This is a genomic window from Nocardiopsis sp. SBT366 (assembly GCF_001083815.1).
In the GTDB taxonomy this organism is placed as follows: Bacteria; Actinomycetota; Actinomycetes; order Streptosporangiales; family Streptosporangiaceae; genus Nocardiopsis; species Nocardiopsis prasina.
This window is the reverse complement of sequence record NZ_LAVM01000050.1, coordinates 1-13,072: the sequence shown is the minus strand read 5'-3', so window position 1 is coordinate 13,072 and position 13,072 is coordinate 1. Positions and strand designations below refer to the sequence as shown.

The 13,072-nt window shown below is 70.6% G+C and carries 10 protein-coding genes; 5 read left to right on the top strand and 5 right to left on the bottom strand.

Annotation, left to right across the window (positions count from 1 at the left end):
• Window positions 1-125 precede the first annotated feature (125 nt).
• Window positions 126-1,130 carry a polyprenyl synthetase family protein gene (locus tag ADX84_RS16230; RefSeq protein WP_049574949.1) on the top strand — a complete coding sequence of 335 codons (1,005 nt, stop codon included), beginning with the start codon at window positions 126-128 and terminating at the stop codon, window positions 1,128-1,130.
• 494 nt (window positions 1,131-1,624) lie between these two features.
• On the opposite strand, the gene ADX84_RS16225 is transcribed toward ADX84_RS16230, so the two are convergent.
• The 3 genes from ADX84_RS16225 to rarD all read right to left on the bottom strand — a co-directional run bounded on the left by ADX84_RS16225 (window position 1,625) and on the right by rarD (window position 5,027).
• The gene (locus ADX84_RS16225) at window positions 1,625-2,926 is read right to left on the bottom strand and encodes a hypothetical protein (protein ID WP_049574945.1); all 1,302 of its coding nucleotides are present in this window, start codon (window positions 2,924-2,926) and stop codon (window positions 1,625-1,627) included.
• A 195-nt stretch (window positions 2,927-3,121) separates the two neighbouring features.
• The gene (locus ADX84_RS16220) at window positions 3,122-3,985 is read right to left on the bottom strand and encodes a hypothetical protein (protein WP_049574940.1); all 864 of its coding nucleotides are present in this window, start codon (window positions 3,983-3,985) and stop codon (window positions 3,122-3,124) included.
• A 118-nt stretch (window positions 3,986-4,103) separates the two neighbouring features.
• The gene (rarD, locus tag ADX84_RS16215) at window positions 4,104-5,027 is read right to left on the bottom strand and encodes an EamA family transporter RarD (RefSeq protein WP_049574937.1); all 924 of its coding nucleotides are present in this window, start codon (window positions 5,025-5,027) and stop codon (window positions 4,104-4,106) included.
• 109 nt (window positions 5,028-5,136) lie between these two features.
• Here rarD and msrA point away from each other — a divergent pair, with 109 nt between their 5' ends.
• From msrA to ADX84_RS16200, 3 genes are all read left to right on the top strand, one after another.
• Window positions 5,137-5,802, top strand: coding sequence for a peptide-methionine (S)-S-oxide reductase MsrA (gene msrA / locus ADX84_RS16210; protein ID WP_156208108.1), 666 nt, complete (start codon window positions 5,137-5,139; stop codon window positions 5,800-5,802).
• A gap of 384 nt (window positions 5,803-6,186) precedes the next feature.
• Window positions 6,187-6,870, top strand: coding sequence for a DUF6518 family protein (locus ADX84_RS16205; protein WP_049574934.1), 684 nt, complete (start codon window positions 6,187-6,189; stop codon window positions 6,868-6,870).
• 311 nt (window positions 6,871-7,181) lie between these two features.
• Window positions 7,182-8,201 (top strand): acyltransferase, encoded by a 1,020-nt coding sequence (locus ADX84_RS16200; protein ID WP_199776616.1) that lies wholly within the window; start codon window positions 7,182-7,184, stop codon window positions 8,199-8,201.
• A gap of 71 nt (window positions 8,202-8,272) precedes the next feature.
• Here ADX84_RS16200 and ADX84_RS16195 read toward each other — a convergent pair whose 3' ends face one another.
• A complete protein-coding gene (locus ADX84_RS16195) occupies window positions 8,273-11,056 on the bottom strand; it encodes a LuxR family transcriptional regulator (protein ID WP_156208107.1) in 2,784 nt (927 codons plus the stop codon).
• A 462-nt stretch (window positions 11,057-11,518) separates the two neighbouring features.
• Between ADX84_RS16195 and ADX84_RS16190 the strand changes: the two genes are divergently transcribed.
• A complete protein-coding gene (locus ADX84_RS16190) occupies window positions 11,519-12,367 on the top strand; it encodes a BTAD domain-containing putative transcriptional regulator (protein WP_049574923.1) in 849 nt (282 codons plus the stop codon).
• On the opposite strand, the gene ADX84_RS16185 is transcribed toward ADX84_RS16190, so the two are convergent.
• Window positions 12,312-13,072, bottom strand: a 761-nt coding sequence (locus ADX84_RS16185) for an ABC transporter ATP-binding protein (protein ID WP_049575044.1), incomplete at its 5' end; no start/stop codon positions are given. The genes ADX84_RS16190 and ADX84_RS16185 overlap by 56 nt on opposite strands.

The following is a 13,072-nucleotide window of genomic DNA, read 5'->3' as shown; positions in this document are numbered from 1 at the left end:
TGGCTTTGGACCTTCATTCCGGGTCGGATACCGTGGCAAGTCGGATCATGTTCATGTGCTGAGCGTGTGGCGGTCCCCTTCCGAGGGGGCCGCCAGCACGCCCGTTCAACAGGTGGAGCCTTACGGTGAGCGGTGCTGTCCCGAGCGGTTTTCTCGCTCTGCCGAGAGTCGACCCGACCCTCGCCCGGGAGATCCAGGACGACCTGGAGAAGGTCGAGGAGCTGCTGAGGGAGTCGGTGCGGTCCAGCGACCCCATGCTGACCGAGGCCGCCTCCCACCTGCTGGCGGCCGGAGGCAAGCGCTTCCGCGCCATGCTGGTGCTGCTCGCGTCGCACTTCGGTGACCCGCGGGTCCCGGACCTCATCCCGGCGGCCGCGGTGGTCGAGCTGACCCACGTGGCCACCCTCTACCACGACGACGTCATGGACGAGGCGGAGCTGCGCCGCGGCGAGCCCAGCGCCAACCAGCGCTGGGGCAACACCATCGCCATCCTCACCGGCGACTACGTGTTCGCCAAGGCCTCGACGATGCTCGCCGACCTCGGCACCGAGGCGGTCCGGCTCCAGGCCGAGACCTTCGCGCGACTGGTCCAGGGGCAGATCCTGGAGACCTCCGGGCCGCGCGACGGAATCGACCCGCTCGACCACTACCTCAACGTCATCGACGACAAGACGGCGTCGCTGATCGCCTCCTCGGCGGAGTTCGGCGGCATGTTCGGCAAGGTCGACCCGGAGACGGTGAGCACCCTCACCCGCGCCTGCGACGCGCTGGGTATGGCCTTCCAGCTGGCCGACGACATCCTGGACGTGGCCAGCGAGAGCGCCGACTCGGGCAAGGTCCCCGGCACGGACCTGCGCGAGGGTGTGCTGACGCTGCCGATGTTCTACGCGATGCGCTCGGTGGACCCGGCCGACGAGCGGCTGAAGTCGCTGCTGGGCCGTCCGCTGGACGACACGGAGGCCGAGGAGGCCCTCGGGCTGCTGCGTCCGCACCCGGCGATGGCCGAGGCCGACGCCACGCTGCGCGGGTGGGCCGGAAGGGCCCGCGACGAACTGACGACCCTGCCCGACATCCCGGCGCGGGACGCCTTCCTGGCCCTGTGCGACTACGTGGTGGAGCGCTCCGGCTGACCCACCCGCCCCGACTCACGCGCGGGCCCCGTCCGGAACCCCGGTTCCAGGCGGGGCCCGCGTCCGTGTGTGGCCTTCGGTAGCCGTCAGAGGACGGCAGCGGGGCGCTCGGGCGCTTCCTGGTGCTTCGCGTACTCGGCCTCGGGTCCGCGCCCACATGCGCCCCAGGTCGCCTTGGCCGAAGGCGCCACCCTCGCGAGGAATGCGGACACACGGCCACTGCCCGGACCCGAGGACCGGCCAGCGGCACCCTCGCACTGGTGGCAGCGAGCGTCCTGGCGGTGGGATCGCCTGGGCGGACGGCGGCCACCGCTCGGTCTTCCCCGCCCATCGGAGGGAAGCGCTCCTTCCTCGACGCCAACCTGGCCAGGGGGGCACCTGCGAGCACGCCCCTGGAACCTGTGCGGCCCGTCCCGGGCTCTCCTCCAGGCCGGAAACGACGGCGGCGCCGCCCCGGTGCGTGGGGCGGCGCCGCGAAGTGGGACCGGAAGGGGTCAGCGCACGAGGGGGAGGGCCTCGGAACCCGGCAGGTCCATGAAGGTGGGGTGCTGGACCATGCCCTCGGGGGTCTCCTGCTCGGCGGTGCCGCCCTCGATGGAGACGAGGTCGCTGGTGTCCAGGTCGTTGAGCAGGTCCGTGCCCCGGCTCAGGCCGTTGACCAGGTCCTCGGCGGTGGTGGTGTCGATGCCCTCGGCGATCTGGGGCAGCTGGGCGTCGGCCAGCGGGCCCTGGAGCGAGACCGGCTCGGCGGAGCGCAGGTCCGCGGAGCCGAGGTCGGACGCACCGGTCAGCAGGGCGTCGGTCAGGTCCGTGACCCTGGGGGCCTCGAAGGCCGGGGCCTCGACGCCGGGGGTCACGGGGGAGCTCTGCGGAACCGTGGTGAGGTCGCGGCCCTCCCAGGCGCGGTTGCCCACCATGCCCAGGACCTCCTCCTCACCGAGGTTCACGTAGTTGTCGGCGGTCAGCTCGGTGGCCTCGACCACGTCCTGGATCTGGTTCGGGGTCTCCAGACCGAAGGCGGCCGCCAGGTCCCACATGTTGGGCGCGGTGAGGTCGGCGCCCTCGGACGGGACGGCGGCGCTCGTGTGGACGGGAGTGGGCTTGGGCTCGGACAGGGCGCTGACCGGGTTGAGGTCGTTCAACACCAGGGCGTTGTCGCCGGTGAGGTCGGTGACGCTGCCCAGGTCGGTGACCTCGCTCAGGGAGGGCGCCTCGCTCAGCTCGGGCAGGCGGCGGTCCTCCAGGTTCGGCAGCCCGGTGGTGTCCAGCTCGGGCAGGACCAGCATCTCGTCGCGCAGGTCGGCGGCGGCCTGGACCGTGTGGGGCAGCACCTCGGAGGCGGTGGACTCCGCGGAAGCGCCCGCCCCGCGGGCGGTGTCCTCCACGACGGTCCCGGCGTCCTGGGCGGCGGACTCCACGTTCCGGCCCACCGTGTGCCCGACGGTGTCGTGCGGGTTGCCGTCCAGGCCGGTGGCGTCCTGCGCCTTGGTGACGGTCTCGGACAGCGGGGAGTCGGGCAGGATGGCGCCCAGGTCGGGGGCGGGCTTCTCAGCGTTCGCGGTCTCCTGGAGCTCGCTCAGCGCGCGGTCCGCGATCGGGGTGACGCCCTCGGGGGCCAGCACGTGCATGGTCGGGGCCACGCCCTCGACGAGGGCGCGCTCGACGACGGGCGAGAGCTCCTGCATCGGGGTGGCCAGGGCCTCGGCTCCGGCGACACCGGCGCCGAGGGCGACGAAGCCCGCGGTGCCCGTGACGAGGAGTACTGCTCGGGCGGAGAAGCGCTTGGTGTGCGTCATGGTTTTCCTTCCCTGGTGAAGCTCTGGATGAACGGGACGACCGCGACGCCGTGGACGGCGGTCGTGGGGAGCCGGGGCGGACCACCGGCTGACGTGAATCACGTGAACGAGGGCACGGGACTCAGGTCAGCTCCCAGGAAGTACGTGCTGGGAACGGTCCGGGGGCGCGTCGTGCGCCCGGGGCGGGACCGTTCGCTAGTCCGGCGAGACCGTGAGGTCGTCGGCCGGGTCGGCGGGCACGGTGTGCAGCCGGTGCGCGGCCAGGCGCACGGCGTCGGCGGCGGGCGCGGGAAGCGGCGCGGCCGTGAGGTATCCGGCGACGGAGGGCGCGGGCGCCGGTCCGTTGGCGGAGGGAGCGGGCGACCCGGTGGCGGGCTGTACGCGCTGGTGTTCCGTGGCGCGGTCGCCGTCCTCCTGCTCGGAGTCGGGCGTCGCGGTGCTCGGGGCGGTGGAGGCGTGGTGCGCGGTCAGCGAGGGGAGCACGGGCACGCCGTGTCCCTCCGACCGCTCGGCGGGCTCGGAGCCCTCGTCCTCCTCGGAGGCCCGGTCCGCGCCGGTCTCCTCGTCCTCGTCGGTGTCGGAGGAGCGGGTCGCCCGGGGCTCGGGGATCGACGGACCCTGGCTCAGGCCGCGCTCGACGGTCTCCTCGCGGGTGCGGTCGATCTCCGCGACGAACCCGCGCACCTCGGCCACGGCGGGCTCGGGCAGGCTGACGGCGGCCTCGGCGGTTTCGACCGTGCGCTTCTCCAGACGCTGGTGCACGGTGCCGAGCGTGGTGGTCACCGGTTCGGTGACCTTCTCGGGCACGACCGAGCCCAGTGCCGGGGCCTCGCCCAGTCCGAGGGCCTCGCCGGTGGCGGTGGCGGTCTCGGAGACCGGGGCCCCCAGGGCGCCGGAGCCCAACGAGGCGGTGTCCGCCTGGGCCGGTGCGGCGCTGAGCAGCCACAGGACGGCGAGGAGGGCGCCCAACAGGAGCGGGAGGCCGATCGCGGAGGGCACCGCCGCGCACACGGCCGAGACGGCACGGAGCGTGCCGGTTCGGCTGGTGCGAGGAATCAAGGGGACCCTCCGAGACGTGTGACCAGGTCGGGGCGGGGCAGAGCCCGACGCCCACGACCTGACGTTAGCACAGTGTCACCGAGGGTAGTTTTGAATGACCGAAACCGGGAACTCCAGGTCAGGGTCTCGATTCGGTGAGGGCCGCCTCGCGACGCGCCGCGGACCGGGCACGTGAGCTGCGTACCTGGTCGAAGGCGAACACGCACACCGCCAGCCAGACGAACACGAAGCCGCCCCACCGGCTCAGCGGCATCTCCTCGCCCTGGACCAGCCAGCCGATCACGAACATCATGGTCGGGGCGATGAACTGGAGCATGCCGATCACGCTCAGCGGCACCTTGCGCGCCGCCACCCCGAACAACAACAGGGGCAGCGCGGTCACGAACCCGCCGCCCACCAGCAGCGCGGTGTGCCCGGGCGAGACAGACAGGCTGGTGCCCGCCCCGGTGGCCTCCAGATAGACCACGAACCCCAGCGCGGGCAGGAACATCACGAGGGTCTCGACGGTCAGGCTCTGCATCCCGTCCAGGCTCACGTACTTCTTCACCGCCCCGTAGGCGGCGAACGTCGCGGCCATCAGCAGTGAGAGCCAGGGGGTGGAGCCGTAGGCGACGGTCATCACCACGACCGCGACCACACCGAGGCCCACCGCGACCCACTGGGCGGTACGCAGGCGTTCGGCGAAGAGGACCACGCCGAGGCAGACCGTCATCAGAGGGTTGATGAAGTACGCCAGCGAGGCCTGGAGGGTCTGGGCGGTGGAGACCGAGTAGATGAACCCCCACCAGTTCACGGAGATGAGCACCGCGGCCGCCCCGACCAGCAGGAGCTGCCTGGGGTTGCGCAGCACCTGGGGAAGCCAGGACCAGCCACGCCGGGCCAGCAGCAGGAACACGCACATCGCGAGGAGCGCCCACACCATGCGGTGGGCGAGGACCTCGGCGGGTTCGGAATCGGTGAGAAAGGGCCAGTAGAGGGCCGCGAAGCCCCACAGGAGGAAGGCGGTCGCCCCGAGGGCGACACCGCGGTTGGTTTCCGACACAACCGCAATGGTAGGACGAATCCGCCCAACTGTCTCCTGTCCGTCCCAGCCTGTGGACAACCTCGCGCGCGCCCCGGGAACCCCTGGACAGGCCGGATAGCCTGGAGACATGTTCGGCAGACAGACGACCATGGTCGACCCCGCCCAGGCCCTTCCCGGCCGGGACACCGCGATGTCGGTGCCCTTCGGCCACACGGTGCTGGGCACCCGGCTCACCCCGCCCTACCCGGAGGGCAGTGAGGTCGCCGACGTGGCGATGGGCTGCTTCTGGGGTGCGGAACGCATCTTCTGGAGGCTGGGTGCGGAGCACGGGATCATCACCACCGCCGTGGGCTACGCGGGCGGCTACACGCCCAACCCCACGTACGAGGAGGTGTGCTCCGGCCTGACCGGCCACACCGAGATGGTCCGAGTGGTCTTCGACCCGTCGCGGATCACCTACACGGAGCTCCTCAAGGTGTTCTGGGAGGGCCACGACCCCACCCAGGGCATGCGCCAGGGCAACGACGTCGGTTCGCAGTACCGGTCGGCGGTCTACTACCACTCGGAGGCCCAGCGCGAGGCGGCCGAGGCCACCCGCGACGCCTTCCAGCCGGTCCTGACGCGCTCGGGCTACGGCCCGATCACCACGGAGATCGCTCCGCTGAGGGCCTTCTACTTCGCCGAGGACTACCACCAGCAGTACCTGTCCGACGCGAAGAACCCCAACGGCTACTGCGGTATCGGCGGAACCGGTGCCAGCTGCCCGATCGGCGTGGCCTCCAGCGACGACTAGGGCGTGCTTTCCGGGTGCTCATCGCCGGTCGCGGCGCAGCCGCCACCGGCGATGAGCACCCGTCTTCCCTACTGTGCGCCGCCACGCGAGCTCCGCAGCGTCCGCAGCGGGGCCCGCCCGGGTCGGCTGCCCGAGCTTCGTCGGCGCGGCGGAAGGCTGCCTGGCGGTAACGCGGGGACACCGCGCCGCGGGCGTCCGTTGAGTGTGGCGGCGGGCGACGGGTGGGAGGAACGATCCACAAAGCACGACCGAGCGCGCTCCCTGGTCACGACCGGCAGGGAAGAGGGCGAGGGGGACTGGTCGGGTCCCCTCGTCCCTGGTAGGCAGGGGGCCCGTCCCCCTGCTCTGGGCGGGCCCCGAGCCTCCTCGCCCCCTGGAGTCCCCATGCCCGACCGGAGGCAGGATCCCTCCGACACCCGACCCGACACCTCACCCGGAGCGGCCCGGGTTCTCCTGGACCGGAGGCGATGGCTCCTCCTGGGGCTCGCTGTGGGAACCGGGCTCGCCTCGGGGGTGCTCGCGGCGTTGGTCAACGGGCTCAACCCGGAGGACATCGGGTTCCTGGAGCTCTCCGTAGGCCCGCACGTCGTGCCTCCGGTCCTCCTCGGCTGGACGGCGGTCCGGCCCTGGCTGGCGACCCTCTCCGGTTCGCTGACCTGTCTGGCGGCCGTCCTGGGCCACCTGGCGGCCGCGAACGACCCCAACGTGCCGGAGTACCGGGTGTGGGTGGTGGTCGGGCTCCTCCTGGGCGCCCTGTTGGGGTTCCTGGGGAGTCGGCTCCGATCCCCGTCGGTGCCCGTCCGGGCGTTGGCGGCAGGTGTTCCCCTTGGGCTGGTGGCGACCTTCCTGTGGGACGCCGTCCAGGCCTCCGAGTCGGCCGGGAGGATCGCCGTCCACCCGGTGTCGGGTCTCCTGGACGTGTCCCTGGCCGTGCTCGTGCTGGTGCTCTGCCGTGGATGGGCGTCCCGGGGTGTGGCCCTGTTGTGTGCCGTCACACTCGTTCCGATCGTCAACTTCGGCGCCACCGTCCTGTTCGTGCTCCTGTGGGCCGCGAGCGGCAACCCCTGATCGAGGAGCGGACGGCGGCGATCCTCGCCCTGTTGCCGCTCCCGCGTGTGTCTGTCAGGATGCTCCGATCCACCCGTGCGCCCTTCGCGGCGTGTGGTCGGTGAACTTCTCCGTCTTCCTGTGGGCGCCCGTACGGGGCCGCTGACCACGGAAAAGGCCCGATCACTTACCCCGGGTAACGGAATCCTGACTTGCGTTTCAGGTAACGAACAGATATCGGTGAAGGTGTGCGAGTCGATGAAGCCCCCCAGAACGCTGTAGCCCCGTCTCCGCAGGGACCCGCCGCACCGGCGGTCTCCAAGACCGCGTGGATGGGTTTCGCGCGTGTGGCCGCCATGGCGGCCGTCGTGCTGGTGCACGCCTATTCGCCGTTCGTGAGCACGACCTACACCGACCTCGGGGGCCCCACCTGGTGGGCGGCGCACGTGGTGGACGCCGCGCTGCGCTGGTGCGTGCCGGTGTTCGTGATGATGAGCGGCGCGCTGCTGCTGCGCCCGCGCGATGAGGACGTCCGGGGCTTCTACCGCAAACGGTGGGCCCGCATCGGTGTGCCGCTGCTCGTGTGGACCGGCGCCTACCTGCTGTGGCAGTTCTGGCGTGACGGCCTCGGGTTCCCCGACTCCCTGGCCCAGGCGGCCTCGGGGTCGCCCTCGATCCACCTCTACTTCCTGTACGTCATCGCCGGGCTCTACGTGTTCACGCCGTTCCTGCGCACGGTGGTGGCGCACACCTCGCGCACGGGCCTGTGGTGGTTCGCCGGCGCGGCCCTTTCCATCGGTGTCGTCGACCAGGTGTCCGCCCTCGTCGACGGGGTCGGCGGGGTCACCGCCGCGACCAGGTTCCTGCCGTTCCTCGGCTACTACCTGCTGGGCTGGCTGCTGACGGACCGGGGGCCCGGGCCGCGCGACGCGCTCCACGGTTCGGTGGCCTTCGTGCTGGGCACCACCGGGACCGTCCTGGGCGCCTGGGCCGCCGCGGCGTCCGTCGGTGAGTGGGGGATCGGCGCCGAGTACGTCTACGACTTCCTTTCCCCGACCATGATCCTCGCGTCGGTCGGCGCCTTCCTGCTGCTGCGCGCCTGGGGCACCCGGCTGGCGGAGTTGGGCACCGAGCACCGGGTGAACCGGGCGATCGCCGTGCTCTCCGCGCTGAGCTTCGGCGTCTACCTCGTGCACGTCATGGTCCTGTACACGCTGAGGGACCTCGGGGGGACCCCCGACGGGCTGGTGGGACTGACCATCGCCGCCGGGTACGCCGTCGCCACCACGCTGATCAGCCTCGTACTGGTGGCCGTCGCCCAGAGGATCCCCCTCCTGCGCGCCACGGTCTAGGCGGTGCACACGGAGGTGGGAGATCCGAGCGGGGGCCGGGGCGGGCACGACGTCGGTCCGGCCCCGTCACCTCAGCGGGTCCTTCGGCCCCTCGAAGGGGACGAACTCTCGGACATGTCGATATCCCGGAGTTGGCGCCTGGACGTGATGTTCAGCTTCGGGAAGATGCGGTACAGGTGTGACGCGACCGTGCGGGGACTCAGGCTGAGGAACTCACCGATCTCACGGTTGCTCAGACCCTGTGCCGCGAGTCGTGCCACCTGGGACTCCTGCGGGCTGAGCTCCTTGACCGGGCCGACGGCGACGGTGATCGATCCGCAGGCCCGTTCCTCGGACCGGGACCGATCACACCACGGGGTGGCCTTCAGCGCCGTGAACAGCTGCGTCGCGGACCTCAACGGTGCGCGGGCGAGCGTGCGACTGCGCTGTCGCCTGAGCCAGGTCCCGTAGTACAGGTTCACCCGAGCCAGCTGGAACGGACACTCCAGCTCCTCGTACAGCGCGATCGCCCTCTTGTAGTGCTGCTCGACGCGAGGGTCCCCGGAGGCCGCGGCCAACAGTCCCTGGGCGTGGTGGATGTCCGCTTCCATCCAACAGTCCGGGGTCGGCCCGGCGAGAGCGATGTGACTCTCCAGGACGTCCCTGGCGTCGTCGACCTCTCCCGCCGCGATCGCGGCCTCGACTGTCGCGCTGATCATGCGCAGTGCCACGTCCTGGTGTGACAGGGGGGAGTCGGATCGCACCAGTGAGGAGAAGTGGTTCCACGCCTGTACTCGTCGCCCTCTCCCCAGTTCGAGAAGGCCCAAGGCGGCTGTGCACTCTGCCGCGGTCACCCGGTCATGCTCCAGGAGGGCGCGGTTCAGAGCGTGCCCGACGTGGTGGTGGCATTCCTCGGCGGTTCCGTGGAGCGCTGAGAGTAGGGCAGCCGCCGCGTGATGGCGCGGGGCCCACCGTTCCTGACCGGTGAGTCTCGCCAGACGCAGTCCCGAGCGGCTGTGCGCGATGCCAGAGGACCACCGTCCGTCCAGCAGCGCGATGTGGGCCTGGCGCAGGTACACCTCGGGCAGCATTCCGGCGGCCCTGATGCTTCGCAGACGTTGGTGGGCGTTCTCGGTGATCCGCTGTGCCAGACGCTGGTCCCGCGCCTTGCAGGCGACGTCCGAAGCCCACATCCACCGCTGTGGGTCGGCCGAGGCCCCACCCTGTGTCAACCCGTCCAGGAGATCGGAGACCTGGTCAGCGCCTGGTGCGCGGTCGTGTGAGAGCGCCCTGGCCGCCTCCCGCACGGGTGGCGCGCACTCCAGCGTGAGGATCCTCCTCAGAGCGGAGCGGGAACCCTCGTGGTCGTTCATGCGATGGGCGGCGTGGGCGGCGCTTCTGAACGACCAGGCGGCTTCGTCGGGGTCGGTGAGACGACGGGCCGTGCCTTCGCTGGTGAGTCGGGAGTAGGCCGCTCTCGGAGTCTCCGGCTCACCCGGGTCACAGTCGGTGGCGGCGGGTACCGGGTTCACCGGTGCGCCGTTGATGGCGAAGGTGCGCCGCAGGAGCGCTGAGGACCACTCGGGCAGGCCCGCGTTGGTCGCCGCGGTGGCGGCCGCCAAGAGCCTTCGGTGGGTGTTCCCGGGGTCCGGGGTCAGGCGGGAGGAGAGTTGGAACAGCGCGGCCACCCCTGGTTCACCACCGTTGCGACGGGCCGTCTCCACGGCCTGTTCCACGCTCTGGGCCAGGACGCCGTCAGGCGAGGTGGCCACCAGGGCCCGGTGCCATGCGGAGCGTTCGCCGTCCGACCCCGCCAACTCGTCCGAGATCGCGTGGTGCGCGCGCCGACGCTCCTCGAACGAAGCCATGTCGTAGACCACTGATCGGATCACCGGGTTCTGGAAGCGAAGGGCCCCCGAGGACAGGCTCAGCCATCCGGAGTTCTCCGCTTCGCGGATTCCCAGGTGGTCGAGGCCCAGACGGGCCCCGGCGCCCATGACGACTCCGAGCCTTCCTCGTGCCTCCGCCGCCGCCAGGAGGAGCCACGCGCGTTCGGGCGCCGGAATCTCCTCGATCGCGGCTCCGAAGGAGCGCCGGGTCCTGGGCCCCACCGGGATCCGATCGCTCAGAGAGGTCTCGGCCAGGCTCTCGCGCGCCCTGGGCGTCTCGGCCAACTCGGTCAGGGCGAGCGGGTTGCCCCCCGTGGCTCGGTGCGCCACCTCGTTCAGCGTGTCCGGCAGTGCCAGCCCTCGTGCGTACAGCAGGTCCTGTGTGGCGCCGCGGGACAGTCCGCCCAACCGGAGCTCAGGGTGCAGCCCCGGCACGTCCGGATGGGCCGCGGCGTCCCGGTACGTGAGAAGCACGGAGACGGGATGTCCGGACACCCTGTGCGAGAGGAGGGAGACGAGTCCGGCCGCTTCGGGGAGCAGGAGGTCGACGTCGTCCACGCACAGGACGATCGGTGCCCAGGCGAGCAGATGGGAGAGCAGGAGTTCGACGAGGCGGGCCTCCTCCCGGACGCGATCAGCTCCGAGGGTCTCCGCCAGACCGAGAGCCCCGGACGAAAGCACTTCGTGGAAGCAGTCGTGAACGGAGGGGTTCACTCTTCCGGGGAGGTCCGATTCGATCACGAAGGAGGAGCCTCGGGCCTTCACGTGGAGTGTCGTTGGCCCGCGTTGCCTTCTCGCTGATTCTCTCGCGAATTCAAGAAGTCCGCTCTTTCCCGTGCCGATGTCGCCGGTAATCGCCATCGCACCGCCGTGGCCGCGCTGGGCGTCTTCGAGGACTCTCGTGACATGTGCTTCCTCTGAAAATCGACCGATATTCACGTGTAGGGCATTCCGTCTCGGTCTTATGTTGTTTGGCTCTCGCCTCATCCGAGCTTCCCCGAGCGCCTGTTCACGTAAACCCGATTGCCGGACCGGGGCGAGTGGCGGCTCTGGCCGGAAACGGCCAGGGATGTCACCAGGGCAGGTGCTGGCCCGTGGGCTGCCTGGACTCCCCGTGCCCCGGCGGTTCCCGAGGCGGATCTCCTGATTGCCTTCCGTGCTCGTGCGGTGACGCGGAGAGACTCAGTCACTTCTACTCAAGTCGTCGCGTGTTGCGCGTTGGATACTCGATCCAGGCGTCCGCAACGGGGGTTGTTCGACGAACGACGGGTTCATCGTTGCCGGGATCGGGAAAAGCCTCGGGGCACTGCTTATCGTCCGGCGCGGAATGCCGATGGGCGTCGGCGGACGATACGGGGACCGGCGGCGGATACGCGCGCCGTGCTGCCCACTGAGTCCTTTTCCCGGAACGATACGGGCCCTCGTGGCCGACCAAGGATGGGATCAGAGTTGGAGTTCAGTTTACTGGGACCGGTCTCCGTCCGGTCGGACGGGCGGAACATCCTCGCCCGGAGCCGACCGCAGCTGCGAAAGGTCCTTGCGGCCCTGCTCGTGGACGCCGGGCGCCTGGTGACGGTGGAGGCGCTCATCTGGCGTGTGTGGGGGAGCGACCCTCCCGAGAATGCGAGAAGGACCCTGCACAGTCACATCAGCCGGATTCGGAGGATCGTCCGCACGTCGGCTTCGAACGATGGGGGCAACGCCCTCCTGCGGCGACACGACGGGGGCTACCTCCTGCAAGCGGACAGGGCGAGCGTCGACGCGCACTGCTTCCAGCACATGGTCAGGAGGTCCTCCCGCTGCGATGCCGAACAGCGCGCCGATCTGCTGGAGGACGCACTCGGTCTCTGGCAGGGTGAGCCCCTGGCTGGCCTGGAAGGAGACTGGATCGAGCACCGGCGCGAACGCTACCGACGCATGTACGTGGACGCCAGCGTCTCCTGGGCGAAGAGCCTGGTCCAGTCCGGGCGGCCGCACGCGGCCGTCGACACGCTCACCGGTCTGGCCGAGCAGAACCCCTTGGCGGAACCCGTCGTAGCGGCCCTCATGCACTCCCTGTACGCGTCCGGGTACACGGCGGACGCCCTGGCGAGGTTCCACCGGCTGCGCGAGGACCTGGTCGACGAGCTGGGTACTGATCCGGGCCACGAGATCCAGGAGCTGCACACCGCCATTCTCGCGGGTGATCTCCGGCAGGTGTCGGACCCTGGCCAGCGTCACGGAGAGAGTTCGCGGACACGTCTCAACCTGCCAGCAACTGGTGTGTCGCGAGTTCTCGATAGAGCGGGCTGGACGTGAGAAGCTCCTCGTGGCTTCCCACAGCCACGACGGCTCCCCTGTCGAGCACCACGATCTGGTCCGCATCCGTCACGGTGGACAATCGGTGTGCCACGACCAGGAGGGTCCGCCGACGTGCCACGTCGTCCATGACCTCGCGCAGGGCCGCTTCGCTGCGGGCGTCCAGGTTGCTGGTGGGCTCGTCCAACAGCAGGACCGGTGGGGCGTCGAGCAGGGTACGGGCGATCGCGAGCCGCTGACGCTCCCCGCCGGACAACAGGACGCCGTCCTGTCCGACAGGGGTGTCCAATCCCTGGGGTGACCGGTGCACGACCCCGGTCAGGTCAACCCGATCCAGCACCTCCAACAGCCTCTCGTCCCCCGCCTCCGGAGCGGCGAGAAGGAGGTTGTCCCTGATGGACCCGGAAAGCACGGGTGCCTCCTGCTGGACGTAGCCGAGCCCCGAGCGCAGGTCGTCGCGCGCTCGCGCTCGTACGTCGGTGCCGTCGACGCGCACCGATCCGGAAGTGGGGTCGTAGAAGCGTTCGATCAGTGCCAGAAGGGTGGACTTGCCCGCGCCGGAGGGGCCGACCACGGCCGTGCGGGAGCCCGGTGCCACGACGAAGCTCACATCGCGTAGAACGGGGTCTCGGTCGTAACCGAACGTGACGCGGTCGAAGGCGATAGAGGGAGGCGGGGAATCGAGGCGGCGGCGGGGCTGGGGAG

Bases quoted from the DNA above. Each gene is read 5' to 3' on its own strand.
- ADX84_RS16225 (WP_049574945.1), bottom strand. From the start codon at position 2,926: ATGACGCACACCAAGCGCTTCTCCGCCCGAGCAGTACTCCTCGTCACG.
- msrA (WP_156208108.1), top strand. From the start codon at position 5,137: ATGTTCGGCAGACAGACGACCATGGTCGACCCCGCCCAGGCCCTTCCC.
- ADX84_RS16205 (WP_049574934.1), top strand. From the start codon at position 6,187: ATGCCCGACCGGAGGCAGGATCCCTCCGACACCCGACCCGACACCTCA.
- ADX84_RS16200 (WP_199776616.1), top strand. From the start codon at position 7,182: ATGGGTTTCGCGCGTGTGGCCGCCATGGCGGCCGTCGTGCTGGTGCAC.
- ADX84_RS16195 (WP_156208107.1), bottom strand. From the start codon at position 11,056: ATGAGGCGAGAGCCAAACAACATAAGACCGAGACGGAATGCCCTACAC.